General features: G+C 32.1%; 27 protein-coding genes and 1 tRNA gene. 5 read left to right on the top strand and 23 right to left on the bottom strand.

The annotated features are described in order from the left end of the window. Positions 1-164: 164 nt before the first annotated feature. From minE to WCG23_10310, 3 genes are read right to left on the bottom strand one after another with little or no spacing between them, the layout of a single operon-like run. Entirely contained in the window at positions 165-500 is a 336-nt protein-coding gene (gene minE, locus WCG23_10320; GenBank protein ID MEI8390262.1) for a cell division topological specificity factor MinE, read from the bottom strand. Between the two features lie 11 nt (positions 501-511). Then, positions 512-1,324: a septum site-determining protein MinD gene (gene minD / locus WCG23_10315; protein MEI8390261.1), complete on the bottom strand. Its 813-nt coding sequence runs from the start codon at positions 1,322-1,324 to the stop codon at positions 512-514. A gap of 52 nt (positions 1,325-1,376) precedes the next feature. Then, complete coding sequence (locus tag WCG23_10310; protein ID MEI8390260.1) at positions 1,377-2,150, bottom strand: septum site-determining protein MinC; 774 nt, start codon at positions 2,148-2,150, stop codon at positions 1,377-1,379. Between the two features lie 225 nt (positions 2,151-2,375). Here WCG23_10310 and WCG23_10305 point away from each other — a divergent pair, with 225 nt between their 5' ends. From WCG23_10305 to WCG23_10295, 3 genes are all read left to right on the top strand, one after another. Then, positions 2,376-3,824 (top strand): N-acetylmuramoyl-L-alanine amidase, encoded by a 1,449-nt coding sequence (locus tag WCG23_10305; GenBank protein MEI8390259.1) that lies wholly within the window; start codon positions 2,376-2,378, stop codon positions 3,822-3,824. A 60-nt stretch (positions 3,825-3,884) separates the two neighbouring features. Further along, positions 3,885-3,958, top strand: a tRNA-Arg gene (locus tag WCG23_10300). A 355-nt stretch (positions 3,959-4,313) separates the two neighbouring features. Beyond that, complete coding sequence (locus WCG23_10295; protein ID MEI8390258.1) at positions 4,314-5,210, top strand: hypothetical protein; 897 nt, start codon at positions 4,314-4,316, stop codon at positions 5,208-5,210. 141 nt (positions 5,211-5,351) lie between these two features. Here the strand turns inward: WCG23_10295 and WCG23_10290 are convergent, their stop codons facing one another. The 7 genes from WCG23_10290 to WCG23_10260 form a co-directional block, all read right to left on the bottom strand. After that, entirely contained in the window at positions 5,352-6,488 is a 1,137-nt protein-coding gene (locus tag WCG23_10290) for a site-specific integrase (protein ID MEI8390257.1), read from the bottom strand. A gap of 66 nt (positions 6,489-6,554) precedes the next feature. Beyond that, positions 6,555-6,731: a helix-turn-helix domain-containing protein gene (locus WCG23_10285; protein ID MEI8390256.1), complete on the bottom strand. Its 177-nt coding sequence runs from the start codon at positions 6,729-6,731 to the stop codon at positions 6,555-6,557. Between the two features lie 108 nt (positions 6,732-6,839). Continuing rightward, the gene (locus tag WCG23_10280; GenBank protein ID MEI8390255.1) at positions 6,840-7,142 is read right to left on the bottom strand and encodes a hypothetical protein; all 303 of its coding nucleotides are present in this window, start codon (positions 7,140-7,142) and stop codon (positions 6,840-6,842) included. Next, the gene (locus WCG23_10275; GenBank protein MEI8390254.1) at positions 7,111-7,302 is read right to left on the bottom strand and encodes a hypothetical protein; all 192 of its coding nucleotides are present in this window, start codon (positions 7,300-7,302) and stop codon (positions 7,111-7,113) included. The genes WCG23_10280 and WCG23_10275 overlap by 32 nt, the downstream gene beginning before the upstream one ends. A gap of 303 nt (positions 7,303-7,605) precedes the next feature. Then, the gene (locus WCG23_10270; GenBank protein MEI8390253.1) at positions 7,606-7,977 is read right to left on the bottom strand and encodes a hypothetical protein; all 372 of its coding nucleotides are present in this window, start codon (positions 7,975-7,977) and stop codon (positions 7,606-7,608) included. A gap of 40 nt (positions 7,978-8,017) precedes the next feature. Next, positions 8,018-8,875, bottom strand: coding sequence for a tetratricopeptide repeat protein (locus WCG23_10265; protein ID MEI8390252.1), 858 nt, complete (start codon positions 8,873-8,875; stop codon positions 8,018-8,020). A gap of 28 nt (positions 8,876-8,903) precedes the next feature. Further along, on the bottom strand, positions 8,904-9,440 hold the full coding sequence (locus WCG23_10260; protein ID MEI8390251.1) for a hypothetical protein: 537 nt from the start codon (positions 9,438-9,440) through the stop codon (positions 8,904-8,906). Between the two features lie 144 nt (positions 9,441-9,584). Between WCG23_10260 and WCG23_10255 the strand changes: the two genes are divergently transcribed. Then, on the top strand, positions 9,585-9,800 hold the full coding sequence (locus tag WCG23_10255; GenBank protein MEI8390250.1) for a helix-turn-helix transcriptional regulator: 216 nt from the start codon (positions 9,585-9,587) through the stop codon (positions 9,798-9,800). Here the strand turns inward: WCG23_10255 and WCG23_10250 are convergent. The 13 genes from WCG23_10250 to WCG23_10190 all read right to left on the bottom strand — a co-directional run bounded on the left by WCG23_10250 (position 9,797) and on the right by WCG23_10190 (position 21,388). Beyond that, positions 9,797-9,940 carry a hypothetical protein gene (locus WCG23_10250; protein MEI8390249.1) on the bottom strand — a complete coding sequence of 48 codons (144 nt, stop codon included), beginning with the start codon at positions 9,938-9,940 and terminating at the stop codon, positions 9,797-9,799. The genes WCG23_10255 and WCG23_10250 overlap by 4 nt on opposite strands. A gap of 118 nt (positions 9,941-10,058) precedes the next feature. Beyond that, positions 10,059-10,784 carry a SprT family zinc-dependent metalloprotease gene (locus WCG23_10245; protein MEI8390248.1) on the bottom strand — a complete coding sequence of 242 codons (726 nt, stop codon included), beginning with the start codon at positions 10,782-10,784 and terminating at the stop codon, positions 10,059-10,061. Between the two features lie 3 nt (positions 10,785-10,787). Then, the gene (locus WCG23_10240) at positions 10,788-14,018 is read right to left on the bottom strand and encodes an HsdR family type I site-specific deoxyribonuclease (GenBank protein ID MEI8390247.1); all 3,231 of its coding nucleotides are present in this window, start codon (positions 14,016-14,018) and stop codon (positions 10,788-10,790) included. A 17-nt stretch (positions 14,019-14,035) separates the two neighbouring features. After that, positions 14,036-14,401: a hypothetical protein gene (locus WCG23_10235; protein MEI8390246.1), complete on the bottom strand. Its 366-nt coding sequence runs from the start codon at positions 14,399-14,401 to the stop codon at positions 14,036-14,038. Positions 14,402-14,414: 13 nt separating this feature from the next. After that, complete coding sequence (locus tag WCG23_10230) at positions 14,415-14,657, bottom strand: DUF2188 domain-containing protein (protein ID MEI8390245.1); 243 nt, start codon at positions 14,655-14,657, stop codon at positions 14,415-14,417. Between the two features lie 11 nt (positions 14,658-14,668). Continuing rightward, entirely contained in the window at positions 14,669-15,934 is a 1,266-nt protein-coding gene (locus WCG23_10225) for a restriction endonuclease subunit S (protein ID MEI8390244.1), read from the bottom strand. Beyond that, positions 15,934-16,275 (bottom strand): DUF4160 domain-containing protein, encoded by a 342-nt coding sequence (locus WCG23_10220; protein ID MEI8390243.1) that lies wholly within the window; start codon positions 16,273-16,275, stop codon positions 15,934-15,936. The genes WCG23_10225 and WCG23_10220 overlap by 1 nt, the downstream gene beginning before the upstream one ends. Further along, complete coding sequence (locus WCG23_10215; GenBank protein ID MEI8390242.1) at positions 16,276-17,307, bottom strand: virulence RhuM family protein; 1,032 nt, start codon at positions 17,305-17,307, stop codon at positions 16,276-16,278. A gap of 3 nt (positions 17,308-17,310) precedes the next feature. Continuing rightward, positions 17,311-18,810 (bottom strand): type I restriction-modification system subunit M, encoded by a 1,500-nt coding sequence (locus tag WCG23_10210; GenBank protein ID MEI8390241.1) that lies wholly within the window; start codon positions 18,808-18,810, stop codon positions 17,311-17,313. A 15-nt stretch (positions 18,811-18,825) separates the two neighbouring features. Continuing rightward, positions 18,826-19,407: a restriction endonuclease subunit S gene (locus WCG23_10205; GenBank protein ID MEI8390240.1), complete on the bottom strand. Its 582-nt coding sequence runs from the start codon at positions 19,405-19,407 to the stop codon at positions 18,826-18,828. Between the two features lie 245 nt (positions 19,408-19,652). Then, complete coding sequence (locus tag WCG23_10200; protein MEI8390239.1) at positions 19,653-20,132, bottom strand: hypothetical protein; 480 nt, start codon at positions 20,130-20,132, stop codon at positions 19,653-19,655. A gap of 469 nt (positions 20,133-20,601) precedes the next feature. Then, positions 20,602-21,111 carry a GNAT family N-acetyltransferase gene (locus WCG23_10195; GenBank protein ID MEI8390238.1) on the bottom strand — a complete coding sequence of 170 codons (510 nt, stop codon included), beginning with the start codon at positions 21,109-21,111 and terminating at the stop codon, positions 20,602-20,604. Beyond that, positions 21,101-21,388: a DUF1778 domain-containing protein gene (locus WCG23_10190; protein ID MEI8390237.1), complete on the bottom strand. Its 288-nt coding sequence runs from the start codon at positions 21,386-21,388 to the stop codon at positions 21,101-21,103. Before WCG23_10190 ends, WCG23_10195 begins: the two co-directional genes overlap by 11 nt. Before the next feature lie 665 nt (positions 21,389-22,053). On the opposite strand from WCG23_10190, the gene WCG23_10185 reads away from it, so the two are divergent. Next, complete coding sequence (locus WCG23_10185) at positions 22,054-22,458, top strand: hypothetical protein (protein MEI8390236.1); 405 nt, start codon at positions 22,054-22,056, stop codon at positions 22,456-22,458. Positions 22,459-22,495 lie beyond the last annotated feature (37 nt).

The raw sequence follows: 22,495 nt of genomic DNA, 5'->3' as shown, positions 1-22,495 counted from the left end.
TTTTTGACAAAATTTCTTTTAACCATTTTGTTAAAAGAATCAAAGTCGGAATTTCGGAGTTAAAAGTTTTAATATATTCTGAAAAAGCTTTAATAATCATTAATTAACCTCTAAAAATAAAAGGATGGTTTTTTAATCCACCCCTTTGTTTTTATTTTAAAACTTTATTTGTGCCTAAGAATAGGAATATTTGCCACCAGTGCAATAGTATTTGACTCTGCTTCGAGACAAAGATCAAGAGCTTCCCTGTCAATCTCTACATAACGAGAAATAACTTCTACAAGCTCATCTCTCATCTGCTGCATTTGAGCCGGAGAAAGTTGGCTTCTGTCATGCATAAGAACTAATTTAAGTCTGTTGCAGGCTTCGTCTTTGCTGTTAAAAGAAGTATTATTGGCTTCTACTTTTGTATCAGTGGATAATATTTTGTTACAAGTGGTAACTATTTCACTGATCATATCATTGATTTTATCGGTTAATTTTTTATCAAGTAATTTCATTTATTGTTCTCCTATGAATTCGCTGTTGCTAAGAAGAAATTCTTCACTCTGTCCATAAAAGTGGGAGGTGGCGTTTCGAAATCAGGAATTTCTATTTCTTCACCCATAATTCTTTTTGCAATGTTCATATACGCTGTACCGGCTTTAGTGTTTTCCATGTTGACAATAGGTTCGCCTCTGTTTGTGCTTATAATAATGTTTTCATCTTCAGGAATAACTCCAAGAAGCTTCACTGAAAGAATATCAGTTACATCATTAACACCCAACATATCGTTTGATTGAATCATTTTGGGTCTTACTCTGTTAAGAACCAGTTTGTAGTTTAAAATATCTTCTTTTGATTCGAGAAGTCCTATAATTCTGTCAGCATCTCTAACCGCTGACATTTCAGGAGTTGTAATAATTATAGCTTCATTAGCACCGGCTATTGCATTTTGGAAGCCCTGTTCTATTCCCGCAGGACAGTCAACCATAACAAAATCAAATTCTTCTTTCAATTGATTGCAAATTTGAACCATTTGCTCGGGACTTGCGGCCGATTTATCTCTTGTTTGAGCAGCAGCAAGTAGTGCAAGGTTTGGATTTTTCTTATCTTTTACAAGCGCCTGTTGAAGTTTACATTTTTCTTCTATTACATCAATAAGTGTGTAAACTATTCTGTTTTCCAGACCCATTAAAAGGTCAAGGTTTCTTAATCCGATATCAGTATCAATCATAACAACTTTAGCGCCATTTTTGGCTAAAGCAGTACCTATATTTGCGGTTGATGTGGTTTTACCGACCCCACCCTTCCCTGATGTTACTACGATGACTCTTCCGCTCATGTTTTAAAGGTCTCCTATTGTTGTTAACCACCTATAAATTTGTCTAACCAGATTAGTAATCTGTATAAATAACAATTTCTCCGTTATTAATTTTTGCTTCTTCCGGAGTAAATTGATTGTGTTTATCAGTTTTTTCTAATTCAACAGCATCAGGCTTTCTTGCAAGTAAAGCTGCTATTCTGAGTTGAATAGCGTTAATTCTGAAAGCTCTTATTTTAGCATTAATATCGCCCTTTGATCCGGCATGGGCGATCCCGCCCAAAACTCCCCATATCGTAATGTCGCCTGTTGCTACAATCTCAGAACCTGCTTTGCAATCGCCTATAATAACAATGTTTCCCTCGTGTTCAATCTTTTGACCGGATCTTAAGGTTTGTTTTATGTATAAAGTATTTTCTTTTACAATTTCCTGACTTTCAGAAAGTACGTTGTTCATTGCCGTAACGAGTTTGTCTTCGTCTTTTTGTTCTACTGTTGTTGGTTCAGAGGAAACATTTTGTTTTTTTGTTTCAATTTTTTCGCCTGAAACAGTTAGACCGGCTTCTACAGCGGCTATTTTTGTTTCAATTGAACTTGAAAAAATCATTTTTATATTCATTTCATAACCTTTTAAGACTGCATGCAGGCTTAAAAGCATGTTTTGAGTAAGAGATAAATCTCCAAAATTTATTTTTACATTTTTACCACGAAGGTTGGTTTGTTCAATAATATTGGTAAGTTCAAACAATATATTTTCAAAAGAACCTGTAGAACTTAGGTCAATTAAAATTTCTTCTGCTAATAATGAAGCTGACACAGATTGCTTTGTCAATAAAACCTCATTCATTCGTTTCTCTTACCTCTTAGCTTGTAATAATTAATTTATAACAAGTATATGAAAAGATTCATAGTCTTTATTTAGTTTTATGACAAGGTTTTTAACAAATTCCATGTGCTTTTAAATAAAACCATTTTCACTTTAACGATACTTGTTGTATATTTATTAAAACAATTTTCATTCAAGATAAAAATTTATTCAATGATTTGTTGAGTTAAAAATGGGAGAAAACTCATGAGGCTTATATTCATTGGTTTACTGACTTTACTATTTGTAACGTTAATGCCTGTTTTTGCAGAAGACAGTGTAAAACTCGAAATAATTTACCCGAAAAACTGTGCGGTAATAAATGCCACTTCAACCTTTATCGTAGGGAATACCGAACCTGGTGCAGACCTTGTAATCAACAACCAAAGTGTAAAACTTTCACCAAACGGTGGTTTTGTGCAAATGGTCGGCTTAAATAAAGGTGTTAACAATATAAACATAAAATCTTCCAAAGAGCATGCCGTAAATGAAATAACTTACACGATAAATGTTCCTGAAATTAAAAAAACAACTCCTTGTGTTGTTGCACCGGCTCCTATGGTTGCTGTAGCCGAAATTACAAAAGATTATGCAGTAACAAGGACATATCCTGCGCAAAACAGGCTTACGCCTCTTCCTGTGGGTACTTTGCTTAATATTACGGGGAAAATAGAAAATTCTTACAGATTCAATTATTCTGATTCTGTGAGCGGGTGGATTTCTGAAAATGATGTCCGGTTTTTGCAGGAAATAAATTCTGTTTCTGAAAATATTTTGAACATTTTAAATATTGATTCTGATAAAAACTATGTATACCTAAAATTTCCGCTTGTCCAAAAAACACCGTTTTTAATTGATCAAATCTCTGAAAATAAAATAAATTTCAAACTTTTCGGAGTTAAAGCAGGGGCTGATTTGTTTTTTTGTAATAATACAAACGCTTTTTTTGAAGAATTAAAATGGACTCAGGAATCAAACGACTATTTAAACCTTGATTTAAAAATAAATTCAAAACAATTTTGGGGTTATAAGTATTATTATGAAGGAAATACACTTGTTATAAGACTTAGAAAACCTCCGCATGTAAATCACAGACATCCACTAAAAGGAAAAATAGTTTGTATTGATGCAGGGCATGGCGGAACAGAATTAGGGGCTGTAGGTCCGACAGCGGTTCCGGAAAAATCAATTAATCTTGAAATTGCTAAAAAACTTAAGAAAATTCTTGAAAAAAAGGGTGCTAAGGTCGTCATGACAAGAGAGTCTGATAAAGATGTCGAGCTTAACGATAGGGTTGATAAAGCAAATTTAAAAAAAGCCCAGGTCGTAGTAAGTATTCATAATAATGCTCTTCCTGACGGAAAAAATCCATATGAAGAGCACGGAACAACTACTTATTATTATCATCTTCAATCTCTTGCACTGGCAAAAAGTATTCAACAAAGTCTTGTTTCGGCTACTTGTTTTAAGGATTTAGGAGTTTTGTACAGTAGTTTTGTGCTTACCAGACCGACTGAAGTGCCTTCTGTGCTTGTAGAGGTGGGTTTTATGATAAATCCTGATGAATATGATTTACTGATTACTCCGGAATTTCAGGAAAAAGCTGCTACAGGGATTTCTCAGGGGTTGGAAAAATTTTTCTTAAGCCGAATTTAACATTTTTGAAAAAATCTATTTATTTTAAAAAATTTCTGTGTTAAATATATATATAAAGTTGCCTTGGTAGCTCAGCTGGATAGAGCAACCGCCTTCTAAGCGGTAGGTCATTGGTTCAAATCCAATCCAGGGTACTCTTTATTTTTTCAATATATAACTGGATTTCGACCCTTCTGCAAGTGGTCGATTTTTTAGTTTTTTGGGCTAAAAATGCCACTTTGTTGCAATCCTGTTTCATTCTGGTTTTAAAAGCCTATTCATAAGGGTTTAAAACTTAAAAGAACTCAACTAGTCCAAATGTATTAAATTTCAGAATTTAGAGCCAATATATTTGCATTTCTTTATTGCCATGTTTATCATTGTACATGATATTTGTATATAAATTTATAATAAAGGAATTTTTCGACTATAGTGAGGTCTTGTAAAGTTAAAAATAATAATAGCAAAACAAGAAAAAAGTTTTTTTGTTTTGCAATAATCTTATTTATAGTGGCAGTTGTCTTCTGCGGTGTTTGTGAGCTAAATCAGTTTTTAAACATAATAATCAACTTAATTTTTGCAATAACAGGGACTATTATCTTATATTCTTTTGGTGTCCATTTAAATCATTTTAATTTTATTGGAAACCATGATTCCAAAGAGTTTAGTAAAGGTTTATCAATATTTTTCACTTTGATTTCATTATTTTGGGCGAGCCAAGCTAATTCTTTTCCCAATGTTATTCATAATAATATGGAAGTAATAAACGAAAATATAAAAATTAAATTATCTGATCAAGAAACTATTATTGATACAAATAAAGATGAAGAAAATGAAGAAATAAATAACGCTTTGCAGGATATGATTCTTTTATACGATAATTTGAAATTTGACAATTATGTAACTAATCAAAAAAGTGATGCATTAAAATATGTGCGAAATCGATTGACTTATTTGCAAAGCAAATCAATTGATACAAACAATGATATAAAGAAAATTAACTCTTGGTATTTTAATGTAAATAACAGAAAAGAAAATCTAAATAAAAATACAATTCAAATTAAAAACAGATTAAATAATTATAACTTTGCAAATAATAATACTTATCATCCTGAATTACCTTATCTGTCTTCTAAATTTGCATCAAGACAAAACGTAGCAACTAACTATAAGAAAATTATGTATTTAATCCAACAATTTGAAAATATTATGGATAAAGTTAATTTAAGTCCTTCTGATGTCGCTAAATTAGATAGTATTTCTTTTGAAATAAAAAATCAATTTGATGATATAGATCAAAAACTTCAACCAGTTATAACTGATGTTAGGCATATGGAAGAAATTTTAGAAAATAAAGAAATTTTTCAACGAATAGTTGAAAAGCGATTAACAATGGTAAATTATTAATCCTTATGGTTTAGAATACCAAGCCCCACGAGTTTGACCGTATTTTATAAGATAACCTTTTGAAATAATGTCAGCAAGAGATTTTTTATCAGCATTATCTATATATAATTGTACCTGATTATACCCAATTAAATAAAAAAATTACCCAATAGCATATAGAGGAGCTGTTTCGTCTGTTTTTTCTTTCCTGAACAGATTGTCAAGCACTTTTACACTTTGTTCTGCAGTTTCCGGCATGATATGACCGTAAATATCCATCGTTACCTGAATTGAAGAGTGTCCGACCTGTCTTTGAATATATTTAATAGGAATATTTTCAGTCAGAAGAAGCGAAACATAAGTATGCCGCAAGTCATGAAAACGTATTTTATCGAGCCCGGTGCGTCTTAGAGCAGGTACAAAACGCCTTTTTACCATATTATTTGCATCCATATATTCGCCGTTGGAATTAGGGAAAACAAGGTCATTCTTGCTGTGTGGGCATTGCAACCGCCAAATTTTAAGAACTTTAGCAAGTTCCTGAGACATATCAATTTTCCTGATTGAATATTTTGTTTTTGGAGAACATACCGCACCATGCGTGTAATTTTTATCAACATTTATTTTATTTGTTATCCAGTTTATTTTGTTCCACTCTAAGCCCAATAACTCGCCCTGTCTCATGCCGGTCATTAATGCAGTAAATAAAAGGGGGAAGAAATCAGGGAAATGAGTTCTGGTTGTTTCTACAAGTGCGTTTAATTCAGCAATAGAAAGGATTTTTATTTCTTCTTTATGCTCAACTTTAAGCTTTTTAACTTTTTTGACCGGATTTTTTAAAATTATTTCGTCATCTATCATTTTTTGAAAAATACTGCCCGTAAAAACCAAAAGTTTGTTAATCGTTTCTTTTGATAGTGTAGTCTTAAGTTTTTCCTGCAAGAACTTTTGAATTGTAATAGGCGTAACATCAATCAGTTTCATTTTGCCGATATAAGGCAATATATGATTTTTCAAATAGCCTTTATATCCTTCAACCGTGGATTTTTTGCAATGAATTTCCGCATGCAACTCCATATAAAGCTTTGCAGCATCATTAAAAGTCATTTCTTTATTTTGTGTAATATTATTGCCGGCTTGTACTTCAGAAAGAATCTTAGCCAACCTTGCTTCAGCTTCTACTTTGGTTTTAAATCCGCTTTCAAGAATCCTGTTGCCAAAAGCATCCTGACAATTTACCTGCCAGGATGTGTTCTTGCCTTTTTTGGTTTTCCATGTGCGTTTTAAAACTGTTGCCATTTTATATGCCTTAATTGCCTTACATATTAATTTTAACGTGTGTTGGTCGGTTCGTACGCCCTGTTGTTACTGAATACTAAAGGAATTTTGTTCAATAAAATCCAAAATTTCATTTTCTTTAAATCTTAATTTATTACCCATTTTGACAAACGGTATCTTTCTTTCATGAACCCAACGGTAGAGGGTAGGGACCTTCATATTCAAAATTTCCGAAGTTTGTTTAATATCTAAAAGGTTACTCATTTTTATCTCCTAAAATGATTACAAAATCTCTAATAGTAAGGGTTTTTGTCTTATTTTGTTTAATTTTTATTTTTAGCTTTTTTTATATAATTAAGGATTTTGACTACTTTATTTGTTTTGCTTAAAGCGTTTCACCTCCTCAATATCCTCTTTTGTAAGGATTTCATATTCTTTTCTGTTTTTTTTATTTAAATCTGTTAAACCTTGCACCTTAGCTTTTTTCTTTGCTTCATTCCTTTGTAGGATGCTTTTATCAGTAACTTCTTCACCGCATAGTGCTTCTTTGGCACTTTTTATAATGCAATCTTTATCATAAGAGGCAATTAGTCCGGTAATTGACTCATTAAAATATTCTTTATAAATATTAATTAAATTACTGTTAGGGGTTCTTAAATGTATTACATATATCAAGCTGCATCGTTGCGCTTGCTGCAATTATTTTTTTAGAGTACGTAAAAAGATTGTCATATATAATATTACTTTTGTAATGCAGCGTTGGAACCCCGCATGCATATTGAGGAAATCTTGCTTTTTTATCAATATCTTTTGAAAGAAGTTCTTCCTTTGTCAAATAAATTACTTTTTTGTCCTCTTCAATATATGGAAACTGTATTCTTAGTTCTATATCTTCATAAAAGCTGATATTGTTTTTTATAAATGGAATGTTATTAAGGTAAGCCCCTTTGTCTGAATGAGTTATAAAATACCTGTTTAAATGTTGGCATTCTTTGAAAATAAAGGTTCTCAGGCTCTAGGCCCGAAAGCTCTGCGCTGAAATAAATCAATAATCACATGCCTGTGCTGATAAAATCCAAGTATAACCTGACCTAAGAGCCATTTGCCGGAATAAATATTTAATTATTTTGATGCCAAATTACAGGACTAAACTTCTTTGCCAAGAAATATTATGTTTGTTTAATAAATTCATTTGGAGTAAGAAACAATGATAAATTTCTTCTTTTGACAAATTAAGTTCATAAATGTCAGGGCGAATTAATTTCAAAAAGGTTAATAAATACAACTCCAACCCATCAGTTTGACTTGTTATATCTTGGTATTCAGAATTATTTTCTATCCAATTAAGGTAGGTTTCCACCATATCATCAATAAATGCAGCAGAAAAGCTTTTTGAATTAATTCCGGGAGCTTTTTTCAATAATTGCCGGACATGGCATTTGAAAACCATTTTTTTATTCAGCCCGACACCTATACCGCCGACAACAGCAGCAAACATTTTTTTAAACATTTTTATTTAATCCTCACACAATTAATATTTATTAAGGTTATTAATACTGTTTTGCTTGTATCTTTACCCCATTTAAAAAAAACAAAACTTCTTTATTTTTTTTCATATTATTTTGATTTAAATATAAATTCTTGGCTTGCGTTAAATCCGCAATAGAACCTTTATACTGTTTTAATATCGATTTACTTAACCCTCTTTTGTAATAAGCATCAGCATTATCAGGATTTAGTTGTATAGCCTTTGTGAAATCGGCTATTCCTCCCGTATAATCTTTTAATTTAATTTTACTTGCACCCCTAATATAATAAGTATCAGTATCATTAGGATTTAGTTGTATAGCCTTTGTACAGTCGGCAATTGTTCCCGCATTGTCGCCTAAGAAGCTTTTACTTAGCCCTCTTAATCGGTAAGTAAGTGCATCATTTGGCTTTAGCTGTATGGCTTTTGTGCAATCAGCAATAGCGCCTTTATGATCTTTTAGTTTTTCTTTGCTTAATCCTCTTGAGCGATAGGCAATAAAATTATCAGGCTTTAGTTGTATAGCCTTTGTGTAATCCATTATGGCTTCCAGGTCCTTGCCTAATAGTCCTTTACTGCTTCCTCTGAGATAATAAGCATCAGAATCATTGGAATTCAACTGTATAGACTTTGTGTAGTCGGCAATCGCACCTATACGGTCTTTTAGTTCAGTTTTGCATAATCCTCTAAATCTATAAGCATTAGCCTGATTGGGATTTAGCTGAATAGCTTTTGTAAAATCTGCAATTGCTTCTGTGTACTTACCTGATGAGCCTTCGTTGAATCCTCTATTATAATAATCAGAAGAAGTCATGTCTTTAGCAAAGCCGGGCAAAGTTAAACTCATACAAATTAGGAATAAAAAAAGAAATTTTTTCATAATATATCTCCGAATTGTTTGTAATTATTTAATATTTAAGGTTATTAATACTGTCATTTATGTTCTTCAAGTTATTATTAAGTTGCTGTGCCTGAAGGCTGCTTTCCATATTGTTTAAACTTTGTATAAACATTTGCCTTTGAGCTATTTCGCTCATTTCTTTTTTCATTTCTTCCCGGTTCTGCCGGGTTTCTTCTCTTTCCATTACTTTCAAATAGCATAAGGATTGATTGCTCGGGTCAGATTTGCATATTTCTTTTTCTTTTTCAAAAGCAATTCGTTTTAAAGCCCAATAATTATTGGTTATTTGCTCATTTTGCTTTACCAGAAGGACATAAGCCTTATGGTAATTATCCGCATACTTTGGAAATCCAATGATTGAACAAAACAAAAATATATTTTTCCAGGTATCCCAATGGTAGGAATAATCATTATTGTCATATTTAGCATTAGCGTACTGAGTAGGGCAATAATCGCTCCATTCAGGAGGTCTGACTTCTGCAAAACCTGTTGAGCTGGGTAATAAAAATAAAGTTAAAAGAAATAATATTATAAATTTTTTCATGAGGTATCTCCGAATTAATTGTAAATAATTTTACATAATCACAATAGTTTTAATTACTAAAAACCCTTTAATAACTTTACTTTTGCATATTAATACCAAGTATCAATTGGTAGATAAAAAAAGGGTAACATAAATAATAAAGAAATGAGTAAACGTTTTTTAAAGAAATTGGGCACAAATATAAAATATTTGAGAAGAGAAAAAGGTCTCTCTCAAGAGCAGTTGGCTGAAAAAATAAACAAAAGCCGCAACTATATAGGAATGATTGAAAGAGCAGAAGCAAATGCCCCCGTGCTAACCTTATATTCCATTTCAAAAGCTCTTGAAGTTAAGCCAAAAGACCTATTTGACTTTGATTAGTCCTTTAATTCCTCAGGCTCGACCATTCCGAGTTTCATTTTAATTTTTATAATATCTTTTCTATTTTTCTTGATTTCATTGATTAAATCGTCAATAGAAATCTTTAAATCATTGCCTATTGCATCAATCATATCGGACATTATTTTTGCTCCTTTGCGTTATATATGCTTATTATCTAGCTATACATAATAAAATAACGCAAGGGGGAGGTTTTAAGAGCCTTTTAGTCTTGGGGGTCTTAGTGAAATTTAGTATTATTTATGAAAAGACTATTTTTTCCAGTTTTTCTTTTCGCTTTTCCCAATCGGGTATTAATTGTAATAATAAATTAAAAAAATCTGCATTATGGTTACGATATTTCAAATGACATAATTCGTGAATAATAACATAATCAATGCAATGAGAGGGCGCTTTTACAAGATCGAGGTTTAAAATTATTCTTCCGTCAGAAGTACAGCTGCCCCAGCGCTTAGTCATTTTTCTTATTTGTAATTTCGGAATACTGACTATATTATGTTTTTTTATTTTCTTATAGCAAAAATCCAGTCTCTGCTGAAATTTTATTTTAGCGTGACTTAAATACCATTCGTCTAAAAGCGTTTTCGTAAATTCAATGTCCGATCGGTTTTCTGTAAAGACTTTAAGATATCCATTTTGCAATTTAATTTGATTCTCTACGGATTTTATAAATTTAAGTCTATATTGTTTACCCAAGTATCTGTGAGATTCACCGCTAATATACTTTCTTTCCGGCATGTCAGGTTTGTAAAAAGAAAAATATCTTTTTTGCTTCATGATCCATGACGCACGATTTTTTACACGGTTAAGAACTTCTTCAATATTTTTGTTGCTTGGTGCTTTAACATTTACAGAAGAATCGGGATTAACAATAATTTGAATGGTCTTTCTTTCACATAATTCAAGCACAAACTCAATTTCGTTAGTCCCGTAACTTACAGAATGCTTTATTTTTTCTGAGATCATTTATTATTGATACCTGTTTCTCGCTACCTTCAGACAACCTTCAATAATATTGTCAATATCATCATAGCTCAAAAGGAGGTTGTAGCGTCCTTTTATGCTAAAAAGGAAGTCTTCTGTTTCGTTAAACATTATGTTTTGAATATCTTGATTGTTTACCCAGTCAACAATTTTGTTTTGTAAAATTATGTCATCAATTTTTACGGCAATATCAGCTGAAATTTCTTTCGCATTAAATGTTGCATCATTATATTTATCAAGAAGCTCTAAAGAAACGCCGTAAAAAGCTTTTGCGACTTCTCTATGTCTTAATTTTTCAGGAAGATCATCGCCTGATCTATTTCTGACATTATTCATGATATTTTGAACAACGTCATAATATTCTCTTTCTGATAATTTTCTTTCAAACTCATTTTTTGCTTGCATTATTTTCTGTTTAAAGGCTTCTATTGCATCTTTTAACATTTCAGAAAACTTTCTGTAAAACACAGGGTCTTCGTCCCACTTTTCAGTAATAGTTTTACTTGTTCTATGTGCAATAGTATCCGCTTTAGATGCTAAGCTGCCTATTTTCTCGACTTCGGCATCAAATTTTTCTGTATCGAAAATATTAACAGGCTCGGTAATTTGAATTATTTCATCAGAAGTAATATATGTATCGATAAGCTTTTGAACTTTCTTCTCATAATCTTTATAATCAATAGTTTCGGCATAACGTTTTTTAACTGACACTCTTAATCTTAAAAAGAATCTTGCATCATTTTTATACATTTTAATTGTTTCATCAGGTGTTTCGTTGACAAATTTAAAAGTCGACATGGCAATTTCAAGAGTTTTTACATATTCGCAAAGTCTTTCAAAAAAGTTCTTTCTTATTTCTTCATTGCCCAAAAGAAGTTCGTATTCTTCTTCATCACGTTTATTTCTGATTGTTTTAAATATATCCCAAAGATCAGAGTGTTTTTGAGAAAGCGTATTGACTTCATCCATTACATTTCTGATAGAATTTTTAACGTCTTCTTCGTCAAAAGCTTCTAATGAGCTATAAGCCGTTAAAGCCGTGTCAAGTTCACCTAATAACCCGTAATAATCGACAATATAACCGAAGTCCTTGCCTTCGCAAAGCCTGTTAACTCTTGCAATTGCCTGCAATAAGGTGTGTTCTCTTAATGAACGAGCTATATATAAAACTGTGTTTTTAGGTTCATCGAATCCGGTTAATAATTTATCAACTACAATAATAATTTCAGGTGTTTCGCCGTGCTTAAATGAGTTTATTACTTGTTTAGTGTAATTTTCATCGCTGCCGTACTTTTCAATCATTTTTTTCCAGAAGACCTGTACTAAATCTTCTGTTTCTTCCTGCACGTCTTCGTGACCTTCTCTTGTATCAGGGGGCGAAATCAAAACTTCTGTTGAAACAAGTCCGAATTCATCCATATATTTTTTGTATTTTATTGCAGCCAGTTTTGAAGATGCCGTTAGTTGCCCTTTAAAACCTGTACCCTGCCAAGTTGTTTTATAATGTTCGCTAATATCATAAGCAATACGGTAAATCTTTTGATCAGCTTCGTTTAAATGATCAGCAGAACTGTATTTTCTTTTTAAGTCTTCTTTTTGTTTATCCGTAAGGTATTTTGTTACGATTTCAAACCAATTATCAATTGCCTTATGATTAACTTCCTGCAAAGCGTGTCTTCCCTCGTACAGAAGGGGGACAACGGTAGCATCTGCAACAGCATCATCAATTTTGTAAGGCTTGCCTATTATGCCGCCGAATTTTTCGGTTGTATTTTTGTCTTTCTTTTTTATCGGGGTTCCGGTAAAACCTATGTAACAGCCTTTCGGAAAGACTTTTTTCATCATGGTATTTTTTGTTTTGTATTGGCTCCGATGACTTTCATCAACAAGTACAAATATATTGCTCGATTCGTTTTTGATGTTCTTTTTATTAACGGCTGCAACAAATTTATCAATAATAACCGTTATAATACTTTCTTTTTTTTGTTCGATAAGTTCAACCAAATGGTTGCCACTTGCCGCTTGAACGGGATTTTTACCGCATTGATAGAAGGTTTTATAAATCTGATCATCAAGATCAACCCTGTCTGTAACAAGAATAATCTTAGGGTCTATGATGCTTGGTTCAAGAGAAATTGCTTTTGCTAACATTACCATTGTCAAAGACTTTCCGCTTCCCTGTGTATGCCAAATAACACCGCCTAAACGACTTCCGTCATGATCAAAGTGTTTAACTCTTTCAAGAGATTCTTTTACTGCAAAATACTGCTGATATCGGGCAACTTTTTTTTCGTTGTTGTCAAAAACTATAAATTTATATGCAAGTTCGATAAGTCTTTCAGGCTGACAAAGCGAATAAATAACCTTGTCTTGTTCCGTCACTTCTCTACCTTGCGCTTCTAATTCGTCAAAAAAACCTTTTACATATTTAAAGCGGTCTTTAAATAATTTGTCTTTTTTGTCATCTGACAGAGGTTTATTTATAAGCGTTTTAAGCTCTTCTTCAATATTTTTTTCTTCTTTCCATACAGCCCAGAACTTTGATTTTGTGCCGGTTGTTGCGTATTTTGCATTATTCTTGTCTGTTGCTATTAAAAGTTGTGTATAAGTAAAGAGCTTAGGGATTTCATCTTCTTTTTGGTTTCTGATATGTTGAGAAACTGCCTGATCAACCGGCAAAGAATTATCAGTTGTACTAAGATCAGGGCGTTTGCACTCAATAACAACAAAAGGAATACCGTTTAAAAAAAGAATCAAGTCGGGTCGTCTTGTCGAATTGCTTGCGGTTCTTGCCACTTCAAACTCTTCCGTGACATGAAAAACGTTATTATCAAAGGTTTTCCAGTCGATAAAATTAATATTAAAACTTTTAACATCGCCGTCAACATTCTGCTCAAAGCTTTTGCCGAGAGTAAGAAGGTCATAAACCTTTTCATTTGTGCGTACTAAACCATCATAAACAACATCTTTAAGAGCCTGAACAGCTCCTCTTATGCTTAAATCAGAAAAATCAGACTGCTTACCTTTAAAAGTTATTTTGTTGATTTTTTTAAGCTGATTTTCAAGAATATTCTCAAGAATGACATTTGAAGTCTTGCCTTGTCTACCCTGCAAGGCTTCTTGAGGTGTAAGATAAGTATAATTTAAGTTCTGCAAAAGCTGCAAAGCAGGTATTTGCGAAATATGATCTTCTTGTAATGACGGTATAGTCTGCATTTTATAAACCTTTAATTCTATATACTTATAGCAACATTGGGGCGATCAAGATTTTTAGATACCGTATTTTTACATACCGGACAATGAAATGACATTTTTGCTTCGTTAAATCTAATAGTTTTTTTATTATTATCCCAACAAGCCGGACAATAAGGTCCGTCTTTTACGTTATTCTCGTTTGTGTTCCAGTACTTATTGTCTTCAAAGATCATGTTAAAATCTTCTTGCTTTGATAATTTTTCTTTCAAGTTGAGATTTTCTTCTTTAAGTTCTAAGACCTGTTCTTTTAAGTCAACTATTATGCTTTTTAGTTCTATATTTTGTATTGAATCAGCAATTTCTTTGATAGCGTTCACGTTATCTAATACTGTTTTTATGTTCATTTTTATCTCCTTTCTATCCTCTTGGTGGAAAATTATCATTACCATAACTGTTTTTATCACGAATTTGATTATTATCTTTTCTGTGGATTGATAATTCTTGTTGTTTATTTTGAGCTATTTGCTTTGCTCTTTCAATTGCATCTGCCTGAGTCGGAGCAGTAAAAGATTTTCTTTCTCCGCCGTCTTGCTTGCCGTACCATTCTTTGTTTTGTTTGTTATACATAACGTGAATTTGTTTAGGTTTTTTGTCTGTCATGATAAAACTCCTTAAATTTTAACTCGTATCTGCCCTGTAAGTAATTTCTGCATCAAGCCTTTTTTCTGCTCTTTAAGTGCATCAAGCTGTTTGTTTAAAAGTTCTGTTTCTTTATCGCAAGAATTCAAAACTGCTGCAATTTTTTGTTGTTCTTCAAGAGAAGGTATATATAATTTACTCGCCATAAACCCTTTATAATTCAGATTTCTTCTAACTATACTAGCTCCTTGAACTGATGAATCAACTAAAATTTTTAACATCAGATGACTTCTAACAAAAAATTTCAAAAACTTCTTATCTGCATTATTATTTCTTATTTTAAATACTTCATAAGCAGGAGAAATAATACCTTTAGGTACTATTTGTTGCATATCTATTGAGCCCATCCAAAAATTTAACCCACTCATTGCAATTTCATTTTTTTCAACTATTAAATAACCTGCCGTATTTTTGCTTGCTACTCGTTTCTTAAAATGTTCTGATTGAAGTTTTATTCCATCTTTTGTTACAGACAAAATAGGTAAATAATCTGATCCATTGTGTTTTACTGACTTTGACTCAAATATATCTTGTATTTTAGATTGCTTCCACTTTTGTCCTGAAAATTCCTCAAATCTAACCTTCCCCGTAAGAAGCTTTTGCATAAAGGCATTTTTGAGTTGAGTTTTCGCGGTTATTAGGTTTTCTGTCTTTTCTATAACTTTATCCCAACATGAGAGGATTTCAGCGATTTTTTGTTGTTCGGTTAGTGGAATGAAAGGAATTTTAAAAGAACGTACTTGTTCATAATTCAAACCTTCCCTATTTCCGCCAGCCTGAAATGTATCAATTTGATTTTGTCCTTTGGGAGATAGAAGAAAATGAAGTAAAAATCCAGGTACTAAAGAATTATTTACTCGAATAATACAAACATGCTGGTTTACATTTGATTCAATAACATTCGCAGGAACTATACAAGCTCTACCTATTGATGCTCCAGTTATGTTCATTAAAAGGTCATTCGGCTTTACCATGCTGTTTGACATGGATTTGTGCTGTTTTTCATCAATAAAAGCTATATCATCAAAAGAAAGTCTTCCATAAAGGACATTTTGGCTACGTATGAACGGGATGCCTTCTTTTTTATATGTTGAACTTCCTCCTCGTGGTGTAATCCCACTACCAACCTTAGAAACAATTTCTTTTATTTTCTTAATTTCCCATTCTTCAGGAATCCAACCGAGTTCGGTTTTTTTATAACCTGCTTTATTTTCAATTTTTTCTGCTGTTGTTGCCATTATTTTATTACTCCTACGGGGCAATTTGTCGGTCTTGTATTATTCCAAACATCGATTAGATGTGATTTCATAAGCCTGTGCCAATCTTTTACTATGCAATGATCTTTATTTGATATTGAACCGGCAACTAACTTACAACTCTCAATCTCAAAAGAAGCATTTATGTCGTTATATTTAACATGAAAATGAGCCGGCGCATGTTCTTTAGGATAAACTTCTATTTTTAAATGTCCTTCTAAAAGAGTAACCCGCTGCCTTATATGTATAACGCTACCGTCCGGCCAAACCTGACAGGTATCCAAATTAAATTTTAAATATGCTTCTAAAGCTTCAAGAGTCATTTACTTAACATCCGTATTCTTTTTAATTTCAATCGCTTTTATTTTTTTAACTTCTCTATCAAAGTCAGACACATAATTTTTGTCTTGTATTTTTCGATATTCTTCATATTCTTTTAATGCCAACGATTTGGCTACTTCGTGGCTTATTTTTCCTGCATTTGTCAGAATTTCATATTCACTGAATTTCAAGAACGCATTTAATTTTTCACTCCAGTCCTTCATGTACATTGGTTTTTGTCTGATAGCTTGTAATTCCGCATGGTCAAGGTACATTGATACAATTCTGTTTAAGTGATTTATTTCTTCTTTTTCTAAATAATTTTTGGCAACAGATACATCACCCGGCATTATTTTACCTTGAGGACCTTTTCTCCAGGAAGTTAGTCCCATATTCGGCTTGTCACTGTCTACTCTTGTTGAGACAATTTCTGCTGCCGTTTTACCGGTTATAGCAAAATGCAATTTGTTTTGAACTGTAGCAAAAAAAGTTTTTACACAGTCTGTATTTGCTGAATAATCAATGGATGTAGCATAAATGTCAGTTATTTTCTGATAAGATATTCTTTCGCTGCTGCGGATATCTCTGATTTCTTCTAAAAGTTCGTCAAAGAATCTTGCACCGAATTTAGAACCGTATTTAAAACGGTCGCTGTCGACAACAAAACCTTTATGAATATATTTCTGCAAAATAGATGTTGCCCACTGCCTGAATTGTGTACCCCTGTCCGAATTTACACGATAACCGACAGCAATTATGGCTTCAAGAGAATAAAAAGTTAAATTTCTGGAAACCTCTCTAGTACCTTCTTTTTGAACTTGTAAGAAATCCTTACAAGTTGCTTCGAGTTCAAGTTCTTTTTCATTATAAATATTTTTTAAATGCGAAGTTATGTTTTGCGGTGTTGTGTCAAATAATTCGCCCATTTTCTTTTGGGTAAGCCAAATATTTTCATCAGCATAAAGGACTTCAACACTTACTTTTCCGTCAGGAGAATTATAAAAAGTTATTTCATTATCCGGAACTTTTTTCATATTTTACAACCCCAATTCTTGTAAGTAACCTGCCATTTCATGTTTAACCTGGACCAGCTCACTTTCAAGAGAATTAATTTCATTTTGAACAGCAGCTATATTGATTTCTTCTTCCTCCTCGAAGGTGTCTACATAACGAGGAATGTTTAAATTGTATTCATTTTTAACAATTTCTTCATAGGTGGCTTTGTATGAGTATTTGTCGATTGTTTCGCCTTTGATATAAGTTTCCGTGATCTTATCAATATTTTTTGCTGATAGTTTATTTTGATTTTTACCGCTTTCATATTCATTGCTTGCATCGATAAAAATAACATCCTTAGTGGTTTTGCCCTTATTGAATATTAATATTGCAGCAGGAATACCGGTTCCGAAGAATAAATTTTGCGGTAAACCTATTACAGCTTCAAGAATATTCTCTTCTATGAATTGTCTTCTTATTTTTCCTTCGGCAGCTTCTCTGAAAAGAACACCATGAGGAACTATAACGCCGACTTTTCCGGTTCCTTCGCTTGCTGTTTCTATCATGTGAGTAATAAAAGCATAATCGCCTTTGCTTTTAGGCGGAACACCTCGGTGAAATCTATTGTGTTTATCTGCTGCCGCATCATCCGCACCCCATTTATCAAGTGAAAAAGGAGGATTAGCAACAACTATATCAAATTTCATTAATCTGTCATTCTCAATAAGCTTGGGGTTTCCGATAGTATCGCCCCACTCAATCCGAGCATTGTCCATTTCGTGCAGAAACATATTCATTTTACAAAGCGCCCAGGTGCTTCCGTTGCTTTCCTGACCGAAAATAGAAAAGTTAGAGCTTTTAACTTCTTTTGCAACTTGAATCAATAGTGAACCTGATCCGCAAGTCGGGTCTGAAATCCTGGAACTCTCTTTAGGCATTAAGAGTTTTGCAAGAAGTATCGAAACTTCATCAGGGGTGTAAAATTCGCCGCCTTTTTTGCCGGCATCACTTGCAAATCTTCCTATTAAATACATATAAGTGTTGCCGATAATATCTTTATTATTGATTTTAGACGGTCTTAAATCTAATTTCGCGTCTGCAAAGTCTTCAATAAGATTTTTAAGCCTTCTGTTGCGATCTTTAGGCTCTCCGAGATTTGCTTCCGAGTTGAAATCTATGTTTCTGAATACACCTTCAAGCTTTGATTTATTGGCTTCTTCGATTTCTTCTAAGGCGTGATTGATTATTTCACCGATATTTGTCTCTTGTCGCATACTGTGTATGTAATCAAAATCACATTTATCAGGAAGAATAAATCTTTCTCGACTCATTCTGCGATCGATACGCTCTTTATCGTCGCCAAATTCTTTTTTACAATTTTCAAGTTTATCTTTCCATACATCACTTAAGTATTTGATAAACAGAAATACTAAAATATAATTTTTATACTCTGACGGATCAACAACACCTCTAAATGTGTCGCAAGCTTTCCAGGCTATATTGTTAATTTCATCTTGTCTGACTTCTTCAATTGTAGGCATTTTATATTCTCCTTTTTATAAATTAATTTTGCTTAATAACATTTCGTTGATTAAATGATGACGTTTTTCCGTAATTTCCTGATAAATTTGTTTTTCTCTACGGCTTAAATCATAAGCTTTGACAATATTTTCTTGAGTTTTTATATCGGGTATTCTGACTTCAAGTTCTTTCAACTGTCCGATATTAATAATAAGAATTGAAGTACCGGCTCTATTACTTACAAAATACTTTTGGGCAGGCCGTTGATTAATATACCAAGTTAAGTATTCCGGCAGTATCGATTGATCTGCAACTTTTAAAATATAAAATTGTGAAGTTGCAATCGTGTCCTCAAGGTCTTCTTTAATAAGTATCGCATCATTATTAAAACCTCTTGGCATAAATAAAATCGTATTTTTACTAATCAAATATTCCTTTTTAACTTTTTCAATTTTAACTTTTAAGAGTTCAGAAATATTTAAAGAGTAGTCTTCTACATCTTTCATTTGTATAACGCTATAATTACCGCTTAGGTCGTGCTCAAATCTTTTCCTGAATTGATAACCTAATTGAATTTGACATACGTCTTGTAATTTTTTAACTTCGATATTTGACATTAAATAAAATTTCCTTAAATTTTTCTTGATATAATTCATTTAATTCATATTTCAAGCTTAACATACTATTTGAAAAATACAAGATATTATTTTTGATGTTTTCTGTTTAATTCAATCAAGCTTATTGACAAATTCATAATAATATAACAATCATAAGTGTCTTAGACTTAAAACAAATATTTACAAAATATTACATGAAAAATTTTAGAGGTAATTATTCCCTTTTTATTAAATAGTTTTTGAATTTAATAAAAATAATGATCTTTTAACTCTATTAACCTATCAAAAGCTGCTCTTTTGGCATCATCTTGTGTATTATAATAGTTTAAACTGTATATGCATTCAGTATCCTTATTTTTTAATCGTCCTGTCCAATGACTACCCTTTTGAAATATTACTATATTAAAACCATCTGTATTTATATAATCATTTCCGTTTGAACTATGTCGCCAGTTTCTTGATAGCCATTTTTTTTTACGTTTCAATATATTAATAAATTTTTTTTCCCTTGATTTAGCTAAGGTGTAGTCAGATTCCATTTTAGCCGCACATTCACAACCAACTACTAATGTTTCTGGATAATTAGGGTGCCTTAGGGAATGGGCATATCTTATTTTAACACCCCGACACATTTGACAAAAAATACGATCATCTTCCAAATCTTCCATATCAAGAAATTTCCAACCATTGTGTGGAATTCCTTTTTGATCCCAGAGTCCAGACATTCAATAATAACCTTAATTAGCTAACAAACTAAGTATATCAGAATATTCAGCAAAGAGCTGTTTTCTATTTCAATAAAATATACAAAGGAATATTATAAGTTATGAAATTTTTTGTTATTCATGAACAATTTAAATAAACTATTGTAAAAAGAGAGCTCAGCTCCTAAAACTCTTAGAATGTTGGGGTTTTACATTTAAACTATTTTAACTTTGTGTATTAGCTTGCTATTATTGACCTTGAGGCACATTAAGCTAATGTCTTAATTAAAACAGCTAGATAACATACTTATAAATACATGCCGGATTCGTTTTAATCTCTTAGGTTCTCTGGTCAGTAGGCTCAAAGAGCCCTTCAAAAGTGTTTTAATATTATATAAGTTTTTTATTATCCGGATCAAAAGGTACTAAAGTACAAATAAGCACCGTTCATTATATTACACGGTGCTTATTTGTTATAAATATGATTTTTTTAATCCAAATCCAATGTCTTTTTAATATCTTTTATTAATATGTACAAGTGCAAACTATCGATTGGTGAAGGTTCAAAGCCGTATTTCAAGTAAAATTCTTTAGCCTGTTCGTCTTTTGCATGAACAATAATTCCTCTAACTCCAACCTTTGCGGAAACTTGAATAGACATCAGCAAAGCATTCATCAATAATGAAGAGCCTATTCCTTTGTTTTGTGCTGTTAAATCAACAGCCAGCCTTGTTATTAAAATTAAAGGAACTGGATAACCGCCTAGTCCCTGACCAATTCTAGGAGGAGCAGAAACTTTTTCAACTGAGCATACAGATAAACAATAGTAGCCGACAACTTTATTCCCTTTGGTTGTGACGTAGCACTTGGAAGAATTGTTTAATGTATTATCCAAGGCATTTTTCAATAAATAATTGTTTAATGCCGGCTTGCCGCAATCAAATTGAGTTACATCATGCTCTTTTGTCAATATTACTGGTGAATTTAGTTTATCCGGCATCGAAAACACTATGCTTTGAAAATAATTTTTTCAGACCGGCTATTTCTTTAGGAGGAGAATTTAAAGCTTCATTGAACAATTCCCATTGCTCCTCAGTTAATATGAAATGCACCTGATTTGCAAGAACTTCCTGAGCCGCCGCATAAGAGTTTTCAAGCACAAAGTTTGTAAGAGACGTATGTTTAAGTTCAGCGGCTTTTTCTAGCACTTCTTTTTGTGTAGAGCTTACCCTTAGAAATAATCTTTCATCTTTTTGAACTTTTTTAGGACTTGCCATGTTTATTCACCTTTTTTAAAATTTAAGTATTTAATTACAATATAACATACCGTACGCACTTTGTACATCCATTAAGTTAAAAGTATATGATATAAAAATATTTAATCAAATTCCTCGCTGTTGGAACTTTTAGAGTTCAAAAAATGGTGCGGTTTAATATGGGTACTAATAATAATAAAGGTATGTTTTTAAATCCTTGCCCCCGGGGCCCTTCTTTAAAAAGTACACTCGCAAGCTCGCATATATCTATAGGGGGGAGGTCCGAGACTATGTTCAGGAAATCTTGTTTCAAATTTGTTGCAACAAGCCCAATAAAGCCCTCAAAAATGAGTAAAATTGTGATAAAAGAGAAAGAGACTCGAAGGTAAGCCAGGAAACAAATGCGATTAAATAATATAAAACCCGCAAAAGCAGTCATAGAAGGCTTTTACGTCCTTCTAAGCGGTAGGTCATTGGTTCGAATCCAATCCAGGGTACTCTTTATTTTTTAAGTTATTATTGAATTTCAGCCATTTTCACTAAGGCTGATTTTTTTGTTTTCGAGTACTTTTTATCATTCAGTGGCAAATCCGTGGCAAGTTGATTAAATTTGACATTAATTTAGAAAGTCGGAGAGCTATTATTTAAAATTTATAATTGCCAAACGCATACTTTATAGGACTAATATGAAATCGAAAATATTAAAATATATTTTAAATCATTATCTAAAAAGTAGAGACTGTAATGGATGTTCAGTACCGACTTTAATTAGAAAATATAAAGATATTGTATTAATTAAACAAACCTTGATTGAGCTATTGAGAGAAGGCTCAATTAACTTATATTACTGCAATACAAACCCTTTTATAAAGAATTTTGATTTAAAAATACCTTTAGATAAACAAATAAGTATAATAACTGATTTACCTGATGAATATAAACCCGTGATTATTGAAAAAATAAAAACAAAAAAAATGAGTCCTTTAATAATATATGGGGATGATGATTTTTCACCTGTTTCTTTATATCCTTCAGTTGATTTGATTGAAAAGGCAACAAATAATAAAAAAAAATACTTAGAGGTCATCTGAAAAGTATTGAAAAATAGGTCACAATATTGTTAGGTAT

The sequence above is a fragment of the bacterium genome, assembly GCA_037147175.1.
In the GTDB taxonomy this organism is placed as follows: Bacteria; Cyanobacteriota; Vampirovibrionia; order Gastranaerophilales; family UBA9971; genus UBA9971.
This window is presented reverse-complemented; position numbering and strand designations above follow the sequence as displayed.

Coding starts and splice junctions, on each gene's coding strand:
- minE (MEI8390262.1), bottom strand. CDS start 500: ATGAAATTACTTGATAAAAAATTAACCGATAAAATCAATGATATGATC.
- minD (MEI8390261.1), bottom strand. CDS start 1,324: ATGAGCGGAAGAGTCATCGTAGTAACATCAGGGAAGGGTGGGGTCGGT.
- WCG23_10310 (MEI8390260.1), bottom strand. CDS start 2,150: ATGAATGAGGTTTTATTGACAAAGCAATCTGTGTCAGCTTCATTATTA.
- WCG23_10305 (MEI8390259.1), top strand. CDS start 2,376: ATGAGGCTTATATTCATTGGTTTACTGACTTTACTATTTGTAACGTTA.
- WCG23_10290 (MEI8390257.1), bottom strand. CDS start 6,488: ATGGCAACAGTTTTAAAACGCACATGGAAAACCAAAAAAGGCAAGAAC.
- WCG23_10285 (MEI8390256.1), bottom strand. CDS start 6,731: ATGAGTAACCTTTTAGATATTAAACAAACTTCGGAAATTTTGAATATG.
- WCG23_10270 (MEI8390253.1), bottom strand. CDS start 7,977: ATGTTTAAAAAAATGTTTGCTGCTGTTGTCGGCGGTATAGGTGTCGGG.
- WCG23_10265 (MEI8390252.1), bottom strand. CDS start 8,875: ATGAAAAAATTTCTTTTTTTATTCCTAATTTGTATGAGTTTAACTTTG.
- WCG23_10260 (MEI8390251.1), bottom strand. CDS start 9,440: ATGAAAAAATTTATAATATTATTTCTTTTAACTTTATTTTTATTACCC.
- WCG23_10255 (MEI8390250.1), top strand. CDS start 9,585: ATGAGTAAACGTTTTTTAAAGAAATTGGGCACAAATATAAAATATTTG.
- WCG23_10250 (MEI8390249.1), bottom strand. CDS start 9,940: ATGTCCGATATGATTGATGCAATAGGCAATGATTTAAAGATTTCTATT.
- WCG23_10245 (MEI8390248.1), bottom strand. CDS start 10,784: ATGATCTCAGAAAAAATAAAGCATTCTGTAAGTTACGGGACTAACGAA.
- WCG23_10240 (MEI8390247.1), bottom strand. CDS start 14,018: ATGCAGACTATACCGTCATTACAAGAAGATCATATTTCGCAAATACCT.
- WCG23_10235 (MEI8390246.1), bottom strand. CDS start 14,401: ATGAACATAAAAACAGTATTAGATAACGTGAACGCTATCAAAGAAATT.
- WCG23_10230 (MEI8390245.1), bottom strand. CDS start 14,657: ATGACAGACAAAAAACCTAAACAAATTCACGTTATGTATAACAAACAA.
- WCG23_10225 (MEI8390244.1), bottom strand. CDS start 15,934: ATGGCAACAACAGCAGAAAAAATTGAAAATAAAGCAGGTTATAAAAAA.
- WCG23_10220 (MEI8390243.1), bottom strand. CDS start 16,275: ATGACTCTTGAAGCTTTAGAAGCATATTTAAAATTTAATTTGGATACC.
- WCG23_10215 (MEI8390242.1), bottom strand. CDS start 17,307: ATGAAAAAAGTTCCGGATAATGAAATAACTTTTTATAATTCTCCTGAC.
- WCG23_10210 (MEI8390241.1), bottom strand. CDS start 18,810: ATGCCTACAATTGAAGAAGTCAGACAAGATGAAATTAACAATATAGCC.
- WCG23_10205 (MEI8390240.1), bottom strand. CDS start 19,407: ATGTCAAATATCGAAGTTAAAAAATTACAAGACGTATGTCAAATTCAA.
- WCG23_10200 (MEI8390239.1), bottom strand. CDS start 20,132: ATGTCTGGACTCTGGGATCAAAAAGGAATTCCACACAATGGTTGGAAA.
- WCG23_10195 (MEI8390238.1), bottom strand. CDS start 21,111: ATGCCGGATAAACTAAATTCACCAGTAATATTGACAAAAGAGCATGAT.
- WCG23_10190 (MEI8390237.1), bottom strand. CDS start 21,388: ATGGCAAGTCCTAAAAAAGTTCAAAAAGATGAAAGATTATTTCTAAGG.
- WCG23_10185 (MEI8390236.1), top strand. CDS start 22,054: ATGAAATCGAAAATATTAAAATATATTTTAAATCATTATCTAAAAAGT.